The organism is Bowmanella dokdonensis (genome assembly GCF_017254865.1).
Lineage (GTDB): Bacteria > Pseudomonadota > Gammaproteobacteria > Enterobacterales > Alteromonadaceae > Bowmanella > Bowmanella dokdonensis.
The window spans coordinates 76,724-98,395 of record NZ_JAFKCV010000003.1; the positions used below are offsets into that span (position 1 = coordinate 76,724).

The window sequence follows — 21,672 nt, forward strand, 5'->3', positions numbered from 1 at the left end:
GGTCTGATTTCCATTGCCGGTCAGTTGAAAGACCGTGGTCTGGCTACCGGGGACAATAACAGCGGGATTGTTCCACAGCCGTGATTCTGGCTTGTCTGACGTCCTCCCGGGTCAGTGTCAGCAGTTGCAAGGCCTGATGCTGATACTCAGAATCAGGTTGGCCGGGCTCTGTACTGAAATAGATCTGACGGGTATGAATCAGCGCCAGGCCCAACAGACAGGCCATTTGCTGAACGCCTGCCTTGCTCCGTATCTGCTCAGGCAAGCTGTTATGGCAGCGCAGCGCTTCAATCAAGGAAGGCGGTTGTTGCCATGCCTGCGCCAGCTTAACCCCATGTGACTGCAACTGATCCGAGGCATCCAAGATAAGCAGATGGTTGATATTATAAGATTGTGGGCCTTGGCCGGGCAGGCGCAACCTGGCCTTGAGCTTTTTGTGGGTAAACAGACCGGAGCAGGCAAAGTAGCCAAGCGTCATCACGGCTTCCGGCTGGAACTTGCCCTGTCGGGCAGCCAGGGCATCCAGCAAAGTAACCAGTAACCTGGTTATCTGCAGAAGTGCTTCCTGCAAGGGAAAATAGTGCTGATTGAGCCGGTTCAGTAATGCCTGTTGAATCAACAAGTGACTGGTGCGTTCACACCCCTGATACAACAAAGCGTGTTTGACCTCCTGCAGCCTCAGATTCATCCTCGAACGCTGACTGGCAGATTCTTTTAACTGCCTGGCTAAAAAGCCTTCGGCAGTAATATGCTCGGCAATAAGCTCAACTTCCGGCAGTGGGTTGGCCAACATTTCCTGAATCACCAATAGCTTGGCAGGCGGCTGGCTGATGGGATAAGCGCTTGCAGGCCGGTAAGGTGAGACTACCAGTTCATCCAGCCTGGTCTGCCAGTGTGAGTCCCACAATGAACTTACTTGCTGCGGATCCGGCCAGGTAGAAGGGGGGCGGACAGTCAGCACCGATGAGGTTTCTATCAGCTCCAGATGGGGGGTTGCCATGTCGCCGGATAAGCGGCGACAGAGCAAGCCGTCGCGACAGACTGATAACACCAATGCCTGGCATTGAGCCGTTTGCAGCACAGTCCCTGCAGGAAGAATACCTGGGTAAGCTGCAAGCGCATCAAGCAGTGGGTAAAAGCTGGCTGGCAGTATTCTGCCCAGGGTTATCAACCGGTCTGACCAACGTTTTTGCTGTTCGTTTCCCTTCTGTGCAAGTAAGGCCGCCAGCAGCATCAGCCGCTGGGCAGCATTGAGCCTTAGCAAAGCCTTGCCTGCCAGGGCCTTGCCAATGACAGGCAATAACCTGGATGTGGGGATCAGAACGGCCAGCCAGAGTCCCTGCTGAGATTGGGATAGACGCCGCCTGAAATTTGTCTGGGATCGTCCGTCTTGCGGCAGCATCGCCACAGATAAGGCGCAACACAGCATCGGCAGGGTTGCAGTGTCATTCCATTTCTGTTGCTGGCAGAGCAGCAGCGTCATCGCAAGCATGTTCAGACCTTGGCCCTCCTGCTCCTCGTAGCCCTGATAGCGGAAGAAGCATTGGGCCTGGAAAAGATCGGCCTGCTGCCTGCTCAACTGGATTGCCGCCTGACTGACCCGATAGCAATCTGCCAACAGATCCTCTTTGGCCTGAGGCTGTTTGAAATCCCTGGCCAAATCCCGCAGCTGTGAGAGCAGACTGACCAGGGGAGGAGGGTTATCCTTGTGCGTCACTTACCAGTCTAGATATTTTTGATAGGCACCTTCGCCCCAGGAGATGAGCTGGTCGTTTCTGAATAGCAAAGGTGTACATTCATTCATGGTGGTAATGCCGTCTGACTCCATATGTTGTGTACGATAGAACATCACTTGCAGACTGTCCTGCTCCACACGCTTGGCTTCACTGATATCCGGGGACCCCAGTAATTCCATGACCTGCTGCTTGCTGGTACCCAATTCCAGCTTGCCCACCTGTACCTTGTTGTATTGTTCCCGGTCTTTCCAGTCCATAGAGGCCGGATCATCCGGATAGAACAACAACACCAGGGCGGCAAACAGTAAATAGATGGCTAGCCCCAGGCCCACCCGTCTGACAATTTTCTTATCCATAAAACACTGACTGGCTGATTACTTAGTTGAACAAGAGTCTACACCACTGGCGGCCTCAGGGAAGGAAAGTAAACGCCTGAGGCCGCCGGTTGGGCGATTATTTCACCACACGATAACAGGGGTCGTAATGACTGCCAGGCAGTTTCATCCTGTGCTGAGCCACAAAGGATTTGAGTAAATCGTCAAGCATAACCATCAGCTCGCTGTTACCGTTAATTTGGAAGGGACCATGCTGGCGGATACGCTTAATGCCTTCTGCCTTTACATTGCCTGCGACGATGCCGGAGAACGCCCTTCGCAGGGAGGCAGCCAGTTGTGCCTTGGGTTGCTCGTAGTGCAAATTCAGACTGGCCATGTTCTCGTGGCTGGGCACAAACGGAGCCTGGAAGTCTGGCTCAATTTTAAGGGACCAGTTGAAATGGTATGAGTCACCTTTCATCTTACGATATTCGGTGACCTCCGCCTGGGTATCTCGGATAGTACGGGCCACTTCAGCCGGATCATCGATGATGATGCTGTAGAGCTTCTGCGCCTCAGGACCCAGAGTTTCTGCCACGAACTGATCGATACTGTTGAAATAGGCTTCCGCTTCTTTTGGCCCGGTCAGAATCAGCGGAATGACCTGATCCTTGTTTTGTTCATGCAGCATTATACCCAGCAGGTATAGCAACTCCTCCGCAGTACCCACCCCGCCGGGGAAGACCACTATGGCATGGGCAATGCGGACAAAGGCTTCAAGACGTTTTTCTATGTCCGGCATAATAACCAGTTCATTGACAATGGGATTGGGGGGCTCGGCGGCAATGATGCTGGGCTCGGACACACCGAGGTAACGTCCGTGGCGATAACGCTGCTTGGCATGGCCGATGGTGGCACCTTTCATGGGACCTTTCATGGCCCCGGGGCCGCATCCCGTGCAAACATTCATTTCGCGCAGACCCAACTGGTATCCCACCTCTTTGGTGTATTTGTATTCGGTTTCGCCGATGGAGTGGCCGCCCCAGCAGACGACCATGTTGGGATCACCGGCTGGTTTGATGGCCTCGGCATTACGGAGCATGTCAAACACCATATGAGTAACATGGGCCGGTTCGGCTTCATCCACCAGATGGGCCTCATAGCGGGCACCCATATGCAACAAGTCTCTGAGCACGGCAAACAGATGCTCATGCACCCCCCTGATCAGCTTACCATCCACGAACGCCAGGGCCGGAGGATTGACCAGCTCTATTTTGACGCCGCGTTCCCGCCTGAGCAGGTTGATTTCAAAGTCTTCGTAGGGGGAGAAAATATTTTCGTAATTGTCTTCATGGGCGCCGCTGTTGAGAACTGCCAGGCTGCAGTTGCGAAACAGACGATAAAGTTCACTGGAGGTGGATTTTTTCAGGCGATCCACTTCCAGTTGTGACAACAGGCTCATGGCGCCGATAGGATTCAGTTGTATGGTTTTTTTCATCAGCTTCCTTTGTTAATCAGCCAGCGATTTCTGCCCTGTCGCTTGGCGTCGTATAAGGCCCGGTCGGCACGCTCAAACACAGAATCCACGTCATCGCTGCTAACGAAACTCGCCGCGCCAATGGACACGGTGATCGTGACGCTCCTGTCCTTAAACTTGAAGGGGATGCGCTCGACCTGCTGGCGAATCTGCTCCAGGGGTTTTTCCAGCTCCTCCAGGGAGGTTTGCGGGAACAGGACGATAAACTCCTCGCCCCCCCAGCGTGCCATAAAATCGGTGGACCGCAGGCATTTGCTGATATGTTGAGCAATGACCTGCAGGGTCTTATCGCCACCGGCGTGGCCGTAATTGTCATTGATGCTCTTGAAATGGTCGATGTCGACCAGCGCCAGGCTCAAGTCGGCACCGTAACGTTTCCAGCGCCGGTATTCCAGTTCAATCCTGTCATTATAAGCATTGCGGTTGGGGATTTGTGTCAATGGATCGTGGTGACTGTGATACTTCTGTTGCAGCAGACGCTGTTTGTATTCGTTGGTTTCCTGTTCCAGGTGGGTGAGCTGGTCTTTCATCTCACGGAGCAGATTCATCAGTTGGAGCTGCTCTTCCTGATCGGCTTTTTCCCGTCGGTCCAGCGTAGCGGACATCTTGCCCAGGTATTCATTGGCCTGCTGCTTCAGCAAGGCCAGATCAACGGCCTCGTCGATGGCAATCTCTATGCCCTGAATATGCTGACGCAGGGCAGTGCTATGCTCAATTTTTTCCTGGTAGCTGGCCTGGCTGCTTTGCAGTGAGTCTCCCACTGTCTGGCTGACATTGGTCAGGGTTTTGTGCAGACCCGAAATAAAGCGCTCGGCGTGCTTTCGTTCCTGCAGCACATCCTTCAGGATGGCACGGATGATAATCAGGCAGCATTCAAGCAGTTCGTGATGCTCCAGGCCCCGCACCAGCTTATTGCGAATTTCAACCAGATCCACATCACTGCTGTCTGAGTCACCCAATTGGGTAATCAGGGCTTTCAATTCATCAGTAATTTGCTGGTGCAATTCATCCGCGAGATGCAGGTTCTCCTCACTGACAGGGGGGATTTGGGCCCGTTGACGTTGTTCGAGATTGGTCAGGGCCTTCTGACACAGGCTCAGCACCTGTTCGAAATGGGGCAGGGAAGAGTATAAGGAGGCATGGCTTTGTCGCAGAGTTTGCAAAAAGCTCTGAGTCTCCTGGCGAAGCGGTGCCGGCAAAGTCGAGCTTTCCTGTAAGGACTTTACAGCCCTTTCCAGTAACGTTTGCACCTTCTGGTTCTGTTGACGGACCTGATCACTGTTCTCCATAATCAGGGCGGTGAGTTTGCCAATGCTGACTTCAGCCAGAGTAAAGTTAACCTTACCGCCCAGGTGGCCGCGCAGGACCTGCAACTCTTTGTCGAGCAAAGGGTTCACATTTTCATAAAACTTGCTTAGCCTGAGGATAAACTGCGACAACGTGTCGATTTGATGTTTGAAACTGCGTAGTACTTTTTGCTGGTTCTGCGAAGACAAATCTAGACGCACGGTGTTGGCTTCCGAATCAAATTCCATTCAGGTTTAATCCTTAACAGAACCGGTCCCAAATGGGGCTTGCAGCTCTTGTTCAAGAAAGTCTTTCCACGCTGTCAGTATAATGGAATTTCTCCGGCCGTAAGCAAATTTTTCCATTAAATCGGGCATTTGCACAAAACCACTCGTGTCACACAGGTCCCGGATAGGAGTAGCCGATAAATTTCTGCAGGCTAAGAACGCATTGCTGGAATGAAATAAAAATAAAGGCGGTAAATACCGCCTTTATTCAGTCGTCACTTAAAGGACGTTTGACCAGATAGTAGGGTAACCGATCATATTGTGGTTTTGCTTGAGGCATGTCCCAGTTCCGTTTTTATGAACCGCCGCCAGTTTACTCAATCGGACGAAAAATGAAAGTGATAATGAAATAAAACATGTCGAGTTACAGGATTTACTGCCGAATCATACGCTGATTTGGGTAGGGTGACTCGAAATTGCTGCGAAACGGGTTGATGTCAAGGCCGCCACGCCTGGTGTATCTGGCATAGACGGTGAGTTTTTCCGGATGACACTGGGCCATCAGATCGCAAAATATCCTTTCCACGCATTGTTCGTGAAATTCGTTATGTTGCCTGAAAGAGACCAGGTACTTCAACAGGCTCTCCGGGACGATCTCGCGCCCCTGATAGCGGATGAACACACTCCCCCAGTCTGGTTGGCTGGTAATCAGACAGTTGGACTTGAGCAGATGACTGAGGTGCGTTTTGTCCACCAACTTGTTGGTCGTCTGCAACAGCGTGCTGTCAGGCTGGTATTGTTCGATCTCCACATCCAGTTCATCCAACAGCAAAGCGTCCGGGAAATGACTCACTTCGAAACGCGCATCCCCCTGGATGTCAAACAAACTGACCCTGACAGGCGCTGCAGCGCACTCTGTCAAATCCTTTTCCAGCAACGCTTGCAGTTGCTCTTTATTGTCAAGTTTCCATTGATTGAAGCTGTTCAGGTACAGCTTGAACGATTTGGATTCTATCAGGTTAGGGCTGCTGGCAGGAACGATGGCCTGTAGCAGGGCAAGACAAGGTTTTCCCTTGCGATTCAGCCAGGACAGTTCATAGCCGTTCCAGATGTCGACTCCCTCAAACGGTTGCTTGTCTACTATGCCCAGATCCTGACGGTTCAGGCTCCGGGGCACGGGCTGCAACAGTCCAGGACTGTATTGATCGACATATTCCGATGCTTTACCCAGGCTCAAATGATCCAATCCGGAGGGAGAACTCTGTTTTGTCATTACTATCCACTGAGAGTTAAACTGGCGCTATTGTATCACTACCCTTGATTAAGCATGAACAGTCACGTGGTTCCGAGCCTTGACCGCTTTATCCAGCGTTTTATGCAACAGCATGAAACCAATCGTCAGCCAATGCAGGTGGAATGGGAGGAGAACTGGCCATCACCCTGCCAGCAGGGGCAAGTGGACGCAAATGGGAAAATAGCCTGGCAACCGGTCAAAAGAGAGGATGTGGCTGATTTTTCGGCCAGTGAAGCTGCCCTTGAATTGCCTTTCCATCCGGATTTCAAAGCCTTCTTTGCCCGCTATTGGAGTGCCAACTTGCCCGCCAGTGCTGAACGGGGTCGGCTTGAGTTGTTGCAGGTCTGGAATCCGGATGATTTTGCCCGGTTGCAGCAAAACCTGATCGGCCACGTATTGATGAAGCGACGGCTCAGGCATCCGGAAACACTGTTCTTTGCCGTTACCGACGATGACGACTACATCCTGAGTCTGGAAAACCAGTCTGGTCAGGTCATGCTTGAGCGGGTTGGTGTCAGGCCCCGGGAAATTCTGGCCCAGGATCTGGCCAGTTTTCTGGACGGCCTGAGCCCTTAATCTGACCAGAGCCGGGCTGACCTGTCAGGAACCTGTCTGTTGGGCACGCAAAGCCTTAAGCTCAGAAAGCACCTGACCGAGTTGCTTTTCAAGTCTGGCCACCCTTTGTTCCAGCGGCGGTGGCGGGGAAGGGGTCATTTGGCTGACTTCCCTGGCCTGTTGAGGAGACTGCTTCCATCGTTGCAGCACGGCCAGAATATCGGCCAGAGGCAGCGGCTTTTGAGCCCGGCTTTTGATCAGGGCAACCGACGGAGTCTTTCCCTGGGCGGCGAGATCCTGGCAAAGGCTGAGAATATAATCCAGATTATGCATTGAGTGTTTGGTCAAATCCGCTATCAATTGGTCCAGAGTCCTATCTTATCATCGCCGACTTTTTGCTTAACCTTAAATATAACTATAAAAATCAATATATTAGATATGTGGTCTCAATTTTGCTTTCTTATGACCGAGGGTACTTCCACCTGACCAAAACTATCAGAAAAAGAGGATAATATGATTAAGAGAGCCGCTCCTTTTGTGTTGCTGATCCCTGCCCTTTTGGGTCTGACCGGTTGTGTCATCTCGGTAGGGGGAGATGGGTATGAATATCAGGATGGTGACTGGCAGCACAGGGAAGCCAAGAATCGCAAGGAAATTGCCAGGCTGGAACCAGGAATGAGCCTGGATAACCTGAACAGCCGATTAGGCACGCCTGATTTCAGTGAGTTTCATCAGGCTGAGCAGGGGGACATTCAGGTTTTATTTTACCGCACCCATCGTAATCATGGGGACGGCGTGACCACTAAGGACGAGTGCACTCCGCTGGTGTTCAGGGAAGGGCGGCTGGTCGGCTGGGGAGAGGCCGCTTACCGCGACATTTAGGCGATGCTCTTTCAGCGCAACCGGCTGTTTAATTGGTCGATTACCTCGGCCCATTCGGCGTCATCCACCCAGGCATTGCGCAGAAAACTTGACTGAGCCTCATTCCAGAATGGGGCTTTTTCCAATTTTACCCTGCTGTCCAGTCCACGATGACGTTCAATAAACTGATTAATGGACTCCTCGTCACTTTTCAATCCCAGTTGATCGAACAGTTCGTTGAGGGTGGGGTTAGTGGCATTCATTTTTAATCTCCGGCTGCTTGATAGCTTAAAGTTAACAAAAGGTTAACAATTTCTTCGGCCTGGGTTAGAGTCTTACTAACAATATAGTTAATTACTGGCGGGATGAAATATGGGCGCGTCACCTTTGGCAATTGAAGATGTGAAGGCCATCTACCTGGCAGCGGAAGATTTGAAGATTGCTGCTTCAATACTTTACCAGGCCTATCATGACGATCCGCTGTTTATGGACATCTTCCAGATCGACAAGGAGGGCTACGAGTCGAGGCTTCGGGCTGCAATCCGGGAAGAGTTGAATTCATTCTGGGTGGCCAAACAGCCGATGGTCGGCCTGTTTGAAGGCGAGCGCCTGTTGGCCGTGGCCTGTGTAATCAAACCGGATGTCTGTTTCGGAGCCGGACGCTTCTGGCATTGGCGTCTGAAGATGCTGTTGACAGCCGGATTCTTCGGTACCCGGCAAATGGTCGAAAAGGAGCAGAAGGTCAAGGAGCATGTGCCCGCCAAACATTACCATATGTTGTCTTTCATAGGTGTTCATCCTGATCATCAGCACCGCGGCTTGGGGCATATATTGATGCAGGCCATCGATAACCTGATGATGGAAGACGAAGGCAGTGAAGGCGTGGCAGTGTATGTCACCCTGCCAAAGTGCCTGGCGTTTTTCGCCGACGGGCAATATCAACTGGTCAAAGAGTTACAGGTCGGCCATATCAAGGGGCATCTGATGTTCAGGAGTAAGGTGGGATCTGTCTAACTGAAAGAGATTGTCTGTCACAAAGAGATTTTTAGCTAGGCGACGAACTCAAAAGAGACTCAGTAGAAGGACAAAATTATCTGTATAGGTGGAGCCAGTCCTTTAAGCTGACGATGTCATTCAACAAGTGATTTATACTCCAATTCGCCAATTCGCCAATTCGCCAATTCGCCAATTCTCACTTGGCTCAAGGCTAATAAAGTGTGCAGCGGATTAGGATCCCTCAGGTTCAAGCATCCCATGCATAGTCAGCCAGGCAGTGTAAGCCTCAAACCAACCGGTACTGGTCGTTTCCTTCGGATACATGCCGAACCCGTGACCACCCTGTTCGTAAAAATGGAACTCGACCGGCTTATTGGCCCGGTGCCAACTCTCAATCAGGCCGAAGCCGCTATTGGCAAAGAGAGGATCATCTGCGGCCAGCACCACGAAAAGAGGTGGTGCATCGGCCGGAACGGCTAATGAACTCAACGGGCCGTAAATGTTGGCAATAAATGCGGGCTTGGCGTCTTCACCGACAAGTGTGGTCGCCATAGTCAGCATGGCGCCGGCAGAAAAACCTATCATGCCAATACGATCCCGGTCGATTTTCCATTCAGCTGCGCGACGCCGGATAAGGTCAAACGCGGCCCGGGCGTCTTCGAGCTGGGGCGCAAGGCGCACTTTCATCTGCTCTGGATCGAATTGTGGAGAACGACGGCCAGCGTCTGCAAACATCTGGTCCATCGAGCGGCTGAACTCAGCCATGTCCGCTGGCGTTTGATTTAACCGATATTTCAGGACAAAGGCCGCAATGCCCTGGTCAGCCAGGGCCCGGGCGACATTCCAGCCTTCGTTGTCCATCGACAGCGTACGAAAACCACCACCGGGCGCCACCACAACGGCGGCTCTGGTGGCTTTTTCCGGACTTGGCAGGAAGGGCGTCAGGGTGGCGATGGTCACATTACGAGCAAAGCGACTACCATACTGAGAGTGCCATGTCTCCTGAGCTGTAGCGTCAGTAAGGGCAGGCGTGTCGAGTTCGATTGCATCAGGCTGAGCGGGCGGGGAGATTGGCGTCATGGCGTCGTGCTGAGCCAGCGTGTTTGACGCAAATAAACAAACCGCAGTCAAAAACAACATCCTGCCCAGGTCCAGGTATGAATGTCCGGGCCAGGAATCCATGGGAGCATTTCCAGACTCTTTTTTCACAATATGAGACAAAACGTCTGTCAGTGGCAAAAAGTGAATGAACCTTTTTCTGTTAACCGTCTTCATGCAATACCTGTCTTTTTTATTTCTCTGAAATCACCGGTAAAATGCCCGGATGTGATTCAGTCGTTACGTCACTATCGACACCTATTGTCCAGATGTCCTGACAATAGGTTTAATGGTCCCATCTTCATTGAAATACACTCTGTCCACACACACAGATCGGCGATAACTTCCCCCGCCGGGCAGTTGGGCGCTGTGATAAGCAAGATAGGTGTTGCCTTGGAAATCAAAGATTGCAGGGTGAATGGTCGTGGTGCCAGGAAGGGGATCCATGATAATGCCCTGGTACTCCCAGGGCCCGGTGACGGATGAGCTGGTGGCATAGGCAATGCTTTCTGGAAACCCCGCCGCATAGGTTAAATAATAAAGATCATTGTGTTTTGACACATAAGGCGCTTCTTCGAAATTGGGCAAAGTATCGACCGCATGAATGCTGACTTTACTGGTGTCGCGGTTCTGCATTTTTCCTAGTGCATTGAGCGTGTAACTTTCGCCTTTGAGGTGTATTAAATCCGGTTCAAGTTCTACCCACCACAACTGCTTGTTTCCCCAGTAAAGATAGGCATTGCCGTCGTCGTCAATGAACACTGCAGGATCGATATTCCGCCAACTGTGATCTTTGTACTGAGCGGTATCTTCAAGCAAAATCATTGGCATACCCCTTGGGTCATCAAAAGGCCCGTCAGGACTATCGGAAACTGCCACTCCTATGGCAAAGCCAAACTTTCCATCCGCTTGTCCGCCTTCCACCGTGACGTAAAAGTAATACCGGGATTTATCCGATGCATCTTTTCGGTGTATCATATGGTGTGCGTATGCATTGCCGGTTTTTTCGTCTCCCCGGGCCCAGTCAAAGTCAGCGTACTTGAGTACTGCCCCTCTGTTTTCCCAGCTAACCATATCCTTACTCGTCCACAGGCGGTAATCGTACATGCGATAATCACTGCCATCAGCATACTGTTCGTCATGGGTGGTATAGAGGTAGACAGTGTCATCGAGAACCATCACCGCTGGATCCGCCGTATAGATGATATCGCCCACCTCTTTGGTAGGATCTTTTGTATCGTATTTAATTACAGGATTGTCGAAGCGTGAGGGAGGTGCATTTAATGAAGACGCGTTAGTTGCCGCTGTCTGCTCAGTGCCTGTACTGCATGCGATGGCGCCTGACAGTGCCACAAGCAGGGATAAGAACTTCAGCTTGTTTTTAATGTTAATCCTGTTCTTTGCAGTCAGCATTTAAGGCGTCCCGGGACAAAAACTTTGATTAACACTTTATTCAAATTTCTAACGATGCAAAACGGTAAGACCGTTGCGAATCCGTTTAACAGCCTTACCTTATTTGACAAAGTTCAAGGCGCATTTTGAAAAATCAGGAAGGTAAATACCTTGCCAGGCGTTTAAACGCTGATCAGTTCCTGAGAGAATTAACCTGAGACATTGCTCCGGGATGGGGAAACGAGGGGCTGGGGAAGGGGCCACTATCGAGTGGTTCTTTACCGTGGATACAATCTCTTAGTGACTGAAAATCTCGTTCTCTGTGACAGTTTCCAAAAGACCTGAAATTACCTGTACGATAGCGGCGGGTATTCTTGTAAGACATTTCTCACATTGCTGTAGGATAAACTGCTTTTTTTCTCCTTCCAACTTCCTACGAAAATTCGTAACCACCTAATTAATAAAGTAAAAACTTTGAAAGTTCGTGTCCGAGCCGACTGGGGCTGTTGCGACTGACGATTTTACTCCATGGTAAAAAAGCGGCTTTCCTTTATCTTTATCCCTGTCACAAGGAAACACGATGGGTCACGGACGAATTGGGACAACTCCAGGACGGAGAATACTGCCCGGATGGATTCAGGCAGTCAAGAAGGACAAAGGAAAGGACCCGCTTAAGGATAAGCGTCTTACTCAGGAAGGGTAAGGTTGAAAGGACAGGAATCCACAGGGACATGGGACAAGGACTGGTTTGATTGCAACGGAGTGCAATAAAGGGATTTTGTCATTGGTAGGGGCGCGGCCATTTGGCCGCGCCTTTATTATATGTGGCCTGCAAAATGTCGCTTATCGAAATCAGATGCGATAGGGGGGCAGAACAGTTTCCGTTACCTTCAGTCCTGTCATGATCAAGCGCCCCTGATAACTGTCCTCTCCGTTGCCGGAGAATTCAAAATTGAACTCGCTGTGCCAGTCGAGTTTACCCCTGTTGGCGACGGGGCGGGTCTTGATCCGGGCCAAAGCAATAAACTGCAGCCCTTGTTGCTGACAATAACGCTCAAGGTAGGCGGCAGCCTGTTCACTGATGGCCCGGATACGCCAGAATTGCCAGCCAATTGCGCTAATCAACAGCAAAAGCACCACATCAAACAAGCTCATTGGGCCTTCTCACTAAATAGCTGGCCAATTGCGCGGGTTAGTCCCGGGGACTTGTCTGTGCTCCTGAGTGCCGCCAGCATCTTGTTTCTCAGACAGGGAATGCGCACCAGGTCGGCAAATACCGCGCCGAACAGATCCGCTGGTTGTTGGGCCAGCTTCTCCAGATAGGGACGGAGCAATTCGTCCTTTTCCAGCCGGTGCCAGTGCCGGCCAGATATAGTGATCAGCAGATCTGCGTCTGGTGCATTGTCAGGAGCGAGTAGCTTTTCCAACTCCCCTTCAACTAATCCGTCGGCAGTACTTCGGCTCAGGGCCCGTAATCCCGCAAGCTGGATGGAATGGTCATCAGGATTGTTTCGCATCAGCGCAATAACACACTCAGTCATGGGGATGCCAGGTGTCTGACTTTCCAGCGACTGCATCAGGGCGACCTGCACGGGCTGCGCCAATCGGGGGAAGTTTTCCAATAGCAGTGTCTGCACTGATGGCTCGCCGGCGCGCACCACCATATCGGCCAATCCCTGCAGCGGAACCGATTGCCAATGGTGTAGCTCAGGCTCCCTCAGGTAAGCAAGGGCTTGGCCCAGTTGTTCAGCCGCGGGTAATTTCAGTGCATGGCGAACCTGGGCGTTGAAGTCGGCCATCTGCTGCTGACCCGGTACAAAGCTGAAAGGATGATCCGGCAATGACTCCAGTTTTTTTTCCTGGATCTGTTTGCCAAGCAGTTCTACCACCATGTGAAGAAACTGATTCCTGGCGGCCAGGACCAACATGCCCTGCTCATCCAAAGGCAGCTTCAAGAACCAGATATAGTGCTGACTGGAAAGCTGTTTGTTCCAGAACAGCACGGCCAGCCAGGCCTGCCCCAACCTTGGGTAGGGATGGGGGCGCTGATTATTCTCGATTTCCAGAAAAGTCTGGCTGTTGAGTGGGCGGATGCCTCGGCCCAAATCATAGATTCGGTATTGGCATCCGGATTGGAGCAGGAATTCGCTAAGTGTATCGATGACGGTCATGTTACCCTTGTTTGCCCAGGTACTAGCAGCCCCTTAGTATACCCCGATAGAGAAGCGCAAACACCCGATGTCCGACGTTATCAAGCGTAAAGCCAGTAATCGTTTGCTTGGCCGGCTGGTTACCAGTATGCAGCAGGCCAAGCTGTGGCAAACCACTTTGCCGTCTGCCCAGGCCTTGCAGAGTAAGGCACCTTTTTGTTGCGATACCCTGAGTTTCGAGCAGTGGTTGCAGTTTGTATTTGTGCCGAGCCTGGCCAGGCTGATTCAGGACAAGAAACCCCTGCCTGAGCAACTGCTGCTTCGGCCAATGGCAGAGATGAGCTGGCAGCGCACAGAAGCCCTCGAAACTGTTTTTCAGGTACTGGTTGAATTTGATCGTCTCTATCAGCCCCTGGAGCAGTTGCAGATTCTTTATCGTGATGAGTCTTTGATAGCGGTTAACAAACCGGCCGGCCTGCTGGTCCATCGCAGCCTGATTGACAAGTATGAAACCCGCTTTGCGGTACAGGCGCTCCGAGATCAGATTGGCCAGCGGGTCTATCCTGTCCACCGCCTCGATAAGCCCACCTCAGGCGTATTGCTGTTTGCTCTTAACCCCGAAATGGCCCGATCTATGACTGAGTTGTTTACCACCGGTCGGGTCGAAAAACGCTACCAGGCGCTGGTGCGGGGTTTTACACCTGATGAGGGGATGATTGACTACCCACTCAGGGAAAAGCTGGATAAAATCGCCGACAAACGGGCCCGCAAGGACAAGCCCGCCCAGCCGGCTTTGTCCTTGTACAGAACCTTACAACGCTTCGAACTGCCCATCCCGGTGCGTCCTTATCAGAGCGCCCGCTATTCGCTGGTGGAGCTGTGGCCTAAAACCGGTCGTAAACACCAGCTAAGACGCCATATGGCGCATCTTCGTCATCCGATAGTCGGTGACGTCAACCACGGTGATGGTAAACACAACGCCATGGTGCGGGACAGATTTGGTTTTGTTGGACTGGCGTTGACGGCATGCGAAATGAACTTTGAACATCCGCGGAGCCGACAGATGATTAAAATAACCTGCGGAACAGAGGACCGTTTCCAGGCATTATTGGCCAAATGGCGGGATTTTGGCCATTCACCACCTTATATCGAACCGGCTAGCCAAAGAGAGGAGTAAGCATGGCGCAAATAGGTATTTACTATGGCAGTGTCTATGGCAATGCCCAGCAACTGGCTGAGGATGTTCAAGAGGTGCTGGAAGAACTCGGGCACCGGGCCCATGTCCATCACGAACCGGATCTTGCCGGGTTCCGGGAAGTGGAAGAATTACTCTTTATCAGTTCAACCACCGGCCAGGGGGACATTCCACCCAATCTGGAACCTTTTGTACTGGAGCTCGAATCCACTTTTCCCTTGCTCAAAGGCAAGCCCTTTGCAGTAGTTGGCCTGGGTGACAGCAGCTATGGTGAGACCTACTGTGGTGCCGGTCGCAGGCTCTTTGCCTTGCTGGAGGAATTACAGGGGGAAGCCAGGGCGCCGCTTCTGAAAGTCGATGCCTGTGAAACCCTGGATCCCCAGGACGAGGTGCTGCCCTGGCTCAGGGAGGTATATTCTTGATAGTGACAAGTGACAGGTCTAAAACCTGTTACCTGCCACTGGATGTACTCGCTATTCCGCACCCCGCAGCAGGGCATTGATACCCACCTTGGCACGGGTCTTGGCATCTACCTTCTTGACGATAATCGCCGCATAAAGGCTGTACTTGCCGTCTTTAGACGGCAGGTTGCCAGGCACCACCACGGAGCCGGCCGGTACCCTTCCGTAATGAATTTCGCCGGATTCCCGGTCATAGATGCGGGTGCTCTGGCCGATGTACACGCCCATGGAAATGACTGCTCCCTCCTCGACTATCACGCCTTCGACGATTTCTGAGCGTGCGCCAATAAAGCAGTTGTCTTCGATAATGGTGGGATTGGCCTGCAGGGGCTCGAGCACCCCGCCGATGCCGACACCGCCTGACAAGTGCACATGCTTGCCTATCTGGGCACAGGAACCGACTGTCGCCCAGGTGTCCACCATGGAGCCCTCGTCAACAAAGGCGCCAATATTGACATAAGATGGCATCAGGACCACGTTCTTGCCCACGTAGCTGCCAGTGCGGACCGTCGCCGGCGGCACCACCCTGACCCCCTCTGCGGCAAACTGCTCGGCGCTGTAATGGCTGTACTTAAGAGGGACCTTGTCATAAAAGCGGCTTTCGGCTCCGTCCATTACCTGATTGTCATGCAGGCGGAAGTACAGCAGCACGGCTTTTTTTAACCACTGGTGCACGACCCACTCACCGGCAATTTTTTCGGCCACCCGGGCCTTGCCCTGGTTAAGCAACTGGATAGTGTCGGCTACCGCAGAACGGACTTTTTCGTCGGCGGTAGCCGCGGTCAGATTGGCGCGTTGTTCGAAGGCGGATTCGATAATGGATTTCAGTTCGGACATGTTTCACTCTGATATTGTTGATCCAGTATTGCGATCAATTGTTTTTTAAGGATTACCTGCTCTTCGTTGCTGAGCGCCAGCCCCTGAGCGTTGGTCAGGATAAAAAGGTCTTCAGCGCGCTCGCCTATGGTGGTGATCTTTGCCATGTGCAGTGACAAGCCAAGCTCAACAAACTGATGACTGATGGTGGCCAGTAGCCCCGGCGCGTCCAGCGCCTCCATTTCCAGCAGGGTCATGTTGGCCTGGTTGGTGAAAAAACGCATCTTGACTGGCACGTTCAACTGCTTCATCCGCCTGGGCATCTTGCGGTTATTGGTATGGCGATGGCCGGGGCGGGCCAACTGGGTGACAATGGCCTGTTTCAGATTCTGGCGGCGGGACACTGATTCAATACGGCTGCCGTCATGTTCAAGGATGATAAAACTGTCGAACACGTAACCATCCTGGGTACTCATGATCTGGGCGTCATGTATAGAGCAGTTGCGACTATCCAGGACAGAGGCGACCTGGGCAAACAGGGTGGCCCGGTCTCGGCCATAAAGGATAAGCTCAGTACCCGCCTTGGATGTATCGTCGCTCAGTTCCACCAGCACCTGGTGTTCGTCCAGCTCTTCATGGCCGAGGATGACACTGGCATGCCAGATTAACTGGCTGGGCTTGAAGCGAACGAAATAATCCCAGTCCAGTCGCTGCCAAAACTCCTGCACCTGATCGGCATTACGGCCCATACTGACCAGCATGTTAATGGCTTCCTGCTTGTGTTCATCCACCTTGGACTGCAGATCGATCTGACATTCCAGGCCATTCTCCAGAGCCTTACGGGTCATCTGGTAGAGCTCGCGTAACAGGGATGCTTTCCAGTCATTCCAGAGGTTGTCATTGGTGGCGCGGATATCGGCGAGGGTCAGGGCATACAAATGGTTCAGGTAGGATTTGTTGCGCACCTTGCCGGCAAATTCGCGGATCACTTCGGGATCGTAGATATCACGGCGCTGGGCGGTAACGGACATCAGCAGGTGGTGCTCTACCAGCCAGACCAGCAGTTCCCTGTCTTTGCCCGACAAACCGTGGCTGTCACTGAAACGGGCCAGATCCTCGGCGCCCAGCTTGGAATGATCCCCCCCCCGGCCTTTGCCGATATCGTGAAAAATGCCGGCAATATACAAAAGTTCCGGCTTATCCAGGTTCTGCATAATGCGATGGCAGCGGGGAAAGTCCTTGGCACCTTCAGGCTGGCTGTAATGATAGATATGCTTGACCAACCTATGGGTGTGTTCATCCACCGTATAGGCATGGAACAGATCAAACTGCATCATGCCCACTATCTGGTTCCACTCCGGCAGGTAAGCCTGCATGATGCCGTGCTTATGGGCCAGATCCCAGGCCAGGCCAAAAAAGCGCGGATGGCGCAAAAGTAGCATAAAGATTTCACGGCAGGGTTGATGCTCGCAGAAATAATGGGCGCGAAAGCTGCGCCTGGCATTGCGCATCAGGCGCAAGGTTGCAGAGTGCAGTCCCGTGGCCTGGGGCGTGTCGGCGACCAGCAACAAAAAGCTCAGCAGCTTTTCCGGGGTGTCGAAGACCTGGTCATGGCGTGCCTGTATCAACCCGTCGGCCAGGGCAAAATCCTGGTTGATGGGAACAAACTTGCGCACCTTAGTGGCCAGAATATCCTGGCGAAAATGCTGCAGCAGCATTTCATTCAGCTCGCTGATGCGCCTGACGGTGCGAAAAAAGGCCTTCATCATGGTTTCCACCGAGGCCTTGCCTTCGTCCCCATAACCAAGTCGTTTGGCGACCTGGGGCTGGTAGTCGAACAACAGCCGGTTTTCGCTGCGTCCGGCCACCAGATGCAGGTTGAAGCGGATACGCCACAGATGATTCCGGCATTCCAGCAGTTCTTCGAACTCACGGGTGGTAAAGTAGCCGTGCTCCACCAGTTCCTGGCCTTTGAGCACTTTGAAATGCTTCTTTGCTACCCAGCCAATATTCTGAATATCCCGCAGGCAGCCGGGATTTTCCTTGACGTTGGGTTCAAGGTTGTAGGCTGTGCCGTTGAATTTGGCGTGACGTTGTAATTGCTCTTCATACTTGGCAATAAAGAAATCCTGACTGCTCCAGAACCTTTTGCCCTGCACTTTTTCCTGCAACTGTTCAAACGTCGCCTGGCTGCCTGTCAGCAGCCGGGCTTCGACCAGGTTAGTGGCGATGGTAATATCCGCCTTGCCGAGCTTTACAGTCTCACTGACCGTGCGCACCGCCTGACCCACATCCAGACCTATATCCCACAGCAGGGTAATAAAGCGACCCACTCTGTCCTTGGTTTCATCCGGTAAGGGCTTGTGGCTTAGCAGCAGTAAATCCACGTCAGAATAGGGCTGTAACTGACCGCGACCGTAGCCCCCAACAGCCACCAGAGCCAAATCCTTTTGCCGTGAGAGTTCCATCAGTTGCCAGGCATGGCAGAGCAGGGCGTCGACAAACCCGGCCCGTCCAGTCACCAGGTTGTCAACCTGCAAACTGGCAGATTCTTCCCTCAGCCATTGATAGCTGTTTTCCACACAGGCTTTGAACGCCGGCACATTGTCCGGCGTGCTGATCATCTTGATTTGCCTGAGCAGGCTTTGCAGGGACAAAGTGTTTCCTTATGAATGGTTTAGCACGCGTTCAATGCTTTCATCGCTGCGCAGGGTGAGTATTTCACAACCGTTGGCCGTGACCAGCAGGGTATGTTCCCATTGTGCGCTGAGGCTCCTGTCCTTGGTCACCACTGTCCAGCCATCCTTAAGCAGCTTGGAATGACGCTTACCGGCGTTGATCATCGGCTCAATGGTCAGGCACATGCCCTCCTGCAGCACTTCACCTGTGCCGGGACGACCATAGTGCAAGACCTGGGGTTCTTCATGGAATTCCTTGCCGATTCCATGGCCACAGTATTCCCGCACTACAGAGTAGTTGTGCTGTTCCGCATGTTGTTGGATGGCATGACCGATATCACCCAGGTGCACGCCCGGGCGGACCATCTGAATGCCTTTGTACATACATTCCTGGGTTACCTTGATCAGGCGCTGAGCCAGGATAGTGGGCTCACCGACCACAAACATCTTGGAGGTATCCCCGTGATAGCCGTCTTTGATAACTGTCACGTCGATGTTAATGATGTCGCCATCTTTTAGCTTCTTGTCCGCCGGGATCCCATGACAGATGACATGATTGACAGAGGTGCAGACGGACTTGGGGAAACCGTGGTAATTCAGTGGTGCCGGCACTGCCTGCTGTTTATTGACAATATAGTCGTGGCAGATGTCATTCAGCTCGTCAGTGGTGACGCCTTTTTTTACATAAGGGCCAATCATCTCCAGTACCTCGGCGGCGAGTTTGCCAGCCACACGCATTTTGTCTATTTCGTCGGGGGTTTTTATAATGGCAGTCAATGCTTTTTCCGTAGCTAGTTCTTATCCTGGAGCAGGTCGGTTGCCTCTGTTCCAAAACAAAAAAGTAAAATAGGGACAGGGCGCATTCTAGCCTCTGAGACCCTTGCTGTATAGGTTAGGCTGGGCCAGAAACGATAACTACTGGTTGTATCTTATAGCCCTGTCGTGGTATAAAGCGCCCGCAATTTTCGCCGACTCAGATGTTACCGGTCGGCAAGAATGCAAATTTTTATTAAACACACACATACATCGACACGGTTTTCGGGGTGTCCGCCAGGCGGATCGAGAGCTGGGATGTATGGAGGCCTAACCCCATTTGAGGAAATTCTAATGGCAAACGTATCTATGCGTGACATGCTGCAAGCCGGCGTGCACTTCGGTCACCAGACCCGTTACTGGAACCCGAAAATGAAACCTTTCATCTTCGGCGCCCGTAACAAGGTTCATATCATCAACCTGGAAAAAACGGTTCCGCTGTTCAACAGCGCGTTGAACTACCTGTCCAGTGTTTCTTCCAAGAAAGGCAAGATCCTGTTCGTCGGTACCAAGCGTGCCGCCTCTGATGCCGTTAAAGAAGCGGCTCAGCGTTGCGATCAGTTCTACGTCAACAAGCGCTGGTTGGGCGGTATGCTGACCAACTGGAAAACTGTTCGTCAGTCCATCAAGCGCCTGAAAGATCTTGAGCAGCAGGCTCAGGACGGTACGTTCGAGAAGCTGACCAAGAAAGAAGCCCTGATGCTGACTCGTGAAATGTCCAAGCTGGAATCCAGTCTGGGTGGTATCAAAGACATGGGCGGTCTGCCTGATGTATTGTTCGTCGTCGATGCCGACCATGAGCATATCGCCATCACTGAAGCCAGAAATCTGGGTATCCCTGTGGTTGCCGTGGTCGATACCAATTCCGATCCGGATGGTGTGGATTACGTCATTCCCGGTAACGACGATGCCATCCGTGCAGTACAGCTCTATCTGAACGCCGCGGCGGACGCAGTCAGCCAGGGCCGTGAGCAGAACCTGGAAACCCAGGCTGAAAGCGACGACTTCGTAGAAGCTGAATAATCTCATTCCCATGTCACGACAGGCTGACTCGTCGGCCTCTGAACAATGGATGACATACACAGGGGCTTGAATGCCCCTGTGTTTTAACGAACAAACCTACTGAGGAATTTTAAAATGGCAGTGACTGCAGCCCTTGTAAAAGAACTTCGTGAGCGTACCGGTGCCGGCATGCTGGATTGCAAGAAAGCGCTGGAGGAAACCAGCGGTGATGTCGAGCTGGCCATCGAAAACATGCGTAAGTCCGGTCAGGCCAAAGCCGCCAAGAAAGCCGGTCGTATTGCCGCCGAAGGCGTGATCCTGACCAAGGTTGAAGGCAATGTTGCGGTAATGATGGAACTGAACTGTGAAACTGACTTTGTTGCCCGCGATGAAAGCTTCCTCGCTTTCGGTAACAAGGTGGTGGAACTGGCTTTGGCCAATAAGGTTAACGACGCCGAAGCGTTGAATGGTCTGGAGCTGGACGGTGCCAAGGTATCCGATGTCCGTGACAACCTGGTGGCCAAGATTGGTGAAAACATCAATGTTCGCCGTGTGGTGACCATTGAAGGTGACACCCTGGGCGCCTATGTCCACGGTGGCCGTATTGGTGTGCTGACCATTCTCACCGGTGGTAGCGAAGATCTGGCCAAAGACGTGGCTATGCATGTTGCCGCATCCAACCCACAGTTCGTCAAACCTGAACAGGTTTCTGCCGAGGTGGTTGAGAAAGAAAAAGCCATCCAGATCGACATTGCCATGCAAAGCGGTAAACCTGCCGAGATTGCCGAAAAGATGGTTGCCGGCCGCATGAGCAAGTTCACCGGTGAAATCTCCCTGACCGGTCAGCCCTTTGTCAAGGATCCTTCCCAGACCGTCGGTCAGTTGCTCAAAGCGGCCGGTGCCGATGTGATCAACTTCGTTCGCTTCGAAGTGGGCGAGGGTATCGAGAAGAAATCCGAAGACTTCGCTGCCGAAGTCCAGGCCCAGATGGCGGCTGCCAAGAAGTAAGGCACCTCAAGGCCTCACACAGGAGCCGGATCTCAGGCTTCTGTGTGAACCGCAGCGCAAATAAATGGGCTCTGCGACTTTTGCCCCAGGGCAATGTCATATAAACTACGGGCACCTCATCTGGGGTGCTTTTTATTATGTTCAGGATGAACGACGTGCCGTGATTGCAGGACGCGAAAAGACGGCAATTCTGTGTGGTGCCTCTTGCTCCTAATCCGACAAGAACACAGCACAGCCCGGCATCCTGCTGGT

The 21,672-nt window shown here is 52.4% G+C and carries 21 protein-coding genes; 7 read left to right on the forward strand and 14 right to left on the reverse strand.

Features of this window, described 5'->3' with window-relative positions:
• Window positions 1-43 precede the first annotated feature (43 nt).
• The 5 genes from J0A66_RS06250 to queF form a co-directional block, all read right to left on the reverse strand.
• Complete coding sequence (locus J0A66_RS06250; protein WP_206572942.1) at window positions 44-1,717, reverse strand: hypothetical protein; 1,674 nt, start codon at window positions 1,715-1,717, stop codon at window positions 44-46.
• The gene (locus tag J0A66_RS06255; protein ID WP_206572943.1) at window positions 1,718-2,092 is read right to left on the reverse strand and encodes a DUF3192 domain-containing protein; all 375 of its coding nucleotides are present in this window, start codon (window positions 2,090-2,092) and stop codon (window positions 1,718-1,720) included.
• Window positions 2,093-2,189: 97 nt separating this feature from the next.
• Window positions 2,190-3,548: a nucleotide 5'-monophosphate nucleosidase PpnN gene (gene ppnN, locus J0A66_RS06260; protein ID WP_206572944.1), complete on the reverse strand. Its 1,359-nt coding sequence runs from the start codon at window positions 3,546-3,548 to the stop codon at window positions 2,190-2,192.
• The gene (locus J0A66_RS06265; protein ID WP_206572945.1) at window positions 3,548-5,122 is read right to left on the reverse strand and encodes a GGDEF domain-containing protein; all 1,575 of its coding nucleotides are present in this window, start codon (window positions 5,120-5,122) and stop codon (window positions 3,548-3,550) included. Before J0A66_RS06265 ends, ppnN begins: the two co-directional genes overlap by 1 nt.
• A 412-nt stretch (window positions 5,123-5,534) precedes the next feature.
• On the reverse strand, window positions 5,535-6,374 hold the full coding sequence (gene queF / locus J0A66_RS06270) for an NADPH-dependent 7-cyano-7-deazaguanine reductase QueF (protein ID WP_206572946.1): 840 nt from the start codon (window positions 6,372-6,374) through the stop codon (window positions 5,535-5,537).
• Between the two features lie 54 nt (window positions 6,375-6,428).
• Between queF and syd the strand changes: the two genes are divergently transcribed.
• Window positions 6,429-6,971, forward strand: coding sequence for a SecY-interacting protein (gene syd / locus J0A66_RS06275; protein WP_206572947.1), 543 nt, complete (start codon window positions 6,429-6,431; stop codon window positions 6,969-6,971).
• A gap of 24 nt (window positions 6,972-6,995) precedes the next feature.
• Here the strand turns inward: syd and J0A66_RS06280 are convergent, their stop codons facing one another.
• A complete protein-coding gene (locus tag J0A66_RS06280; protein ID WP_206572948.1) occupies window positions 6,996-7,298 on the reverse strand; it encodes a DNA-binding protein in 303 nt (100 codons plus the stop codon).
• 165 nt (window positions 7,299-7,463) lie between these two features.
• On the opposite strand from J0A66_RS06280, the gene J0A66_RS06285 reads away from it, so the two are divergent.
• On the forward strand, window positions 7,464-7,832 hold the full coding sequence (locus J0A66_RS06285) for a DUF3192 domain-containing protein (RefSeq protein WP_206572949.1): 369 nt from the start codon (window positions 7,464-7,466) through the stop codon (window positions 7,830-7,832).
• 11 nt (window positions 7,833-7,843) lie between these two features.
• On the opposite strand, the gene J0A66_RS06290 is transcribed toward J0A66_RS06285, so the two are convergent.
• The gene (locus J0A66_RS06290; RefSeq protein ID WP_206572950.1) at window positions 7,844-8,074 is read right to left on the reverse strand and encodes a DUF2789 domain-containing protein; all 231 of its coding nucleotides are present in this window, start codon (window positions 8,072-8,074) and stop codon (window positions 7,844-7,846) included.
• Between the two features lie 109 nt (window positions 8,075-8,183).
• Here J0A66_RS06290 and J0A66_RS06295 point away from each other — a divergent pair, with 109 nt between their 5' ends.
• Window positions 8,184-8,825: a GNAT family N-acetyltransferase gene (locus J0A66_RS06295; protein WP_206572951.1), complete on the forward strand. Its 642-nt coding sequence runs from the start codon at window positions 8,184-8,186 to the stop codon at window positions 8,823-8,825.
• 213 nt (window positions 8,826-9,038) lie between these two features.
• On the opposite strand, the gene J0A66_RS06300 is transcribed toward J0A66_RS06295, so the two are convergent.
• From J0A66_RS06300 to J0A66_RS06315, 4 genes are all read right to left on the reverse strand, one after another.
• Window positions 9,039-10,082 (reverse strand): alpha/beta hydrolase, encoded by a 1,044-nt coding sequence (locus tag J0A66_RS06300; RefSeq protein WP_206572952.1) that lies wholly within the window; start codon window positions 10,080-10,082, stop codon window positions 9,039-9,041.
• An 81-nt stretch (window positions 10,083-10,163) separates the two neighbouring features.
• A complete protein-coding gene (locus J0A66_RS06305) occupies window positions 10,164-11,318 on the reverse strand; it encodes a glycoside hydrolase family 43 protein (protein ID WP_206572953.1) in 1,155 nt (384 codons plus the stop codon).
• An 831-nt stretch (window positions 11,319-12,149) separates the two neighbouring features.
• The gene (locus tag J0A66_RS06310; protein WP_206572954.1) at window positions 12,150-12,452 is read right to left on the reverse strand and encodes a DUF3301 domain-containing protein; all 303 of its coding nucleotides are present in this window, start codon (window positions 12,450-12,452) and stop codon (window positions 12,150-12,152) included.
• The gene (locus J0A66_RS06315; RefSeq protein ID WP_206572955.1) at window positions 12,449-13,468 is read right to left on the reverse strand and encodes a DUF3549 family protein; all 1,020 of its coding nucleotides are present in this window, start codon (window positions 13,466-13,468) and stop codon (window positions 12,449-12,451) included. Before J0A66_RS06315 ends, J0A66_RS06310 begins: the two co-directional genes overlap by 4 nt.
• Window positions 13,469-13,535: 67 nt before the next feature.
• On the opposite strand from J0A66_RS06315, the gene truC reads away from it, so the two are divergent.
• Both truC and J0A66_RS06325 read left to right on the forward strand, forming a co-directional pair.
• On the forward strand, window positions 13,536-14,624 hold the full coding sequence (truC, locus tag J0A66_RS06320) for a tRNA pseudouridine(65) synthase TruC (RefSeq protein ID WP_338143870.1): 1,089 nt from the start codon (window positions 13,536-13,538) through the stop codon (window positions 14,622-14,624).
• 2 nt (window positions 14,625-14,626) lie between these two features.
• Complete coding sequence (locus J0A66_RS06325; RefSeq protein WP_206572956.1) at window positions 14,627-15,064, forward strand: flavodoxin domain-containing protein; 438 nt, start codon at window positions 14,627-14,629, stop codon at window positions 15,062-15,064.
• A gap of 51 nt (window positions 15,065-15,115) precedes the next feature.
• Here J0A66_RS06325 and dapD read toward each other — a convergent pair whose 3' ends face one another.
• From dapD to map, 3 genes are read right to left on the reverse strand one after another with little or no spacing between them, the layout of a single operon-like run.
• Entirely contained in the window at window positions 15,116-15,940 is an 825-nt protein-coding gene (gene dapD / locus J0A66_RS06330) for a 2,3,4,5-tetrahydropyridine-2,6-dicarboxylate N-succinyltransferase (RefSeq protein WP_206572957.1), read from the reverse strand.
• Window positions 15,928-18,576, reverse strand: a complete 2,649-nt coding sequence (gene glnD, locus J0A66_RS06335) for a [protein-PII] uridylyltransferase (protein ID WP_206572958.1) — start codon at window positions 18,574-18,576, stop codon at window positions 15,928-15,930. Before glnD ends, dapD begins: the two co-directional genes overlap by 13 nt.
• A 9-nt stretch (window positions 18,577-18,585) precedes the next feature.
• The gene (map, locus tag J0A66_RS06340; RefSeq protein ID WP_206572959.1) at window positions 18,586-19,374 is read right to left on the reverse strand and encodes a type I methionyl aminopeptidase; all 789 of its coding nucleotides are present in this window, start codon (window positions 19,372-19,374) and stop codon (window positions 18,586-18,588) included.
• A gap of 330 nt (window positions 19,375-19,704) precedes the next feature.
• Between map and rpsB the strand changes: the two genes are divergently transcribed.
• Window positions 19,705-20,433 carry a 30S ribosomal protein S2 gene (gene rpsB, locus J0A66_RS06345; protein WP_206572960.1) on the forward strand — a complete coding sequence of 243 codons (729 nt, stop codon included), beginning with the start codon at window positions 19,705-19,707 and terminating at the stop codon, window positions 20,431-20,433.
• A gap of 114 nt (window positions 20,434-20,547) precedes the next feature.
• Window positions 20,548-21,420, forward strand: a complete 873-nt coding sequence (gene tsf, locus J0A66_RS06350; protein WP_206572961.1) for a translation elongation factor Ts — start codon at window positions 20,548-20,550, stop codon at window positions 21,418-21,420.
• Window positions 21,421-21,672 lie beyond the last annotated feature (252 nt).

Bases quoted from the DNA above. Each gene is read 5' to 3' on its own strand.
- J0A66_RS06255 (WP_206572943.1), bottom strand. From the start codon at position 2,092: ATGGATAAGAAAATTGTCAGACGGGTGGGCCTGGGGCTAGCCATCTAT.
- ppnN (WP_206572944.1), bottom strand. From the start codon at position 3,548: ATGAAAAAAACCATACAACTGAATCCTATCGGCGCCATGAGCCTGTTG.
- J0A66_RS06265 (WP_206572945.1), bottom strand. From the start codon at position 5,122: ATGGAATTTGATTCGGAAGCCAACACCGTGCGTCTAGATTTGTCTTCG.
- queF (WP_206572946.1), bottom strand. From the start codon at position 6,374: ATGACAAAACAGAGTTCTCCCTCCGGATTGGATCATTTGAGCCTGGGT.
- syd (WP_206572947.1), top strand. From the start codon at position 6,429: ATGAACAGTCACGTGGTTCCGAGCCTTGACCGCTTTATCCAGCGTTTT.
- J0A66_RS06285 (WP_206572949.1), top strand. From the start codon at position 7,464: ATGATTAAGAGAGCCGCTCCTTTTGTGTTGCTGATCCCTGCCCTTTTG.
- J0A66_RS06290 (WP_206572950.1), bottom strand. From the start codon at position 8,074: ATGAATGCCACTAACCCCACCCTCAACGAACTGTTCGATCAACTGGGA.
- J0A66_RS06295 (WP_206572951.1), top strand. From the start codon at position 8,184: ATGGGCGCGTCACCTTTGGCAATTGAAGATGTGAAGGCCATCTACCTG.
- J0A66_RS06300 (WP_206572952.1), bottom strand. From the start codon at position 10,082: ATGAAGACGGTTAACAGAAAAAGGTTCATTCACTTTTTGCCACTGACA.
- J0A66_RS06305 (WP_206572953.1), bottom strand. From the start codon at position 11,318: ATGCTGACTGCAAAGAACAGGATTAACATTAAAAACAAGCTGAAGTTC.
- J0A66_RS06310 (WP_206572954.1), bottom strand. From the start codon at position 12,452: ATGAGCTTGTTTGATGTGGTGCTTTTGCTGTTGATTAGCGCAATTGGC.
- J0A66_RS06315 (WP_206572955.1), bottom strand. From the start codon at position 13,468: ATGACCGTCATCGATACACTTAGCGAATTCCTGCTCCAATCCGGATGC.
- truC (WP_338143870.1), top strand. From the start codon at position 13,536: ATGTCCGACGTTATCAAGCGTAAAGCCAGTAATCGTTTGCTTGGCCGG.
- J0A66_RS06325 (WP_206572956.1), top strand. From the start codon at position 14,627: ATGGCGCAAATAGGTATTTACTATGGCAGTGTCTATGGCAATGCCCAG.
- dapD (WP_206572957.1), bottom strand. From the start codon at position 15,940: ATGTCCGAACTGAAATCCATTATCGAATCCGCCTTCGAACAACGCGCC.
- rpsB (WP_206572960.1), top strand. From the start codon at position 19,705: ATGGCAAACGTATCTATGCGTGACATGCTGCAAGCCGGCGTGCACTTC.
- tsf (WP_206572961.1), top strand. From the start codon at position 20,548: ATGGCAGTGACTGCAGCCCTTGTAAAAGAACTTCGTGAGCGTACCGGT.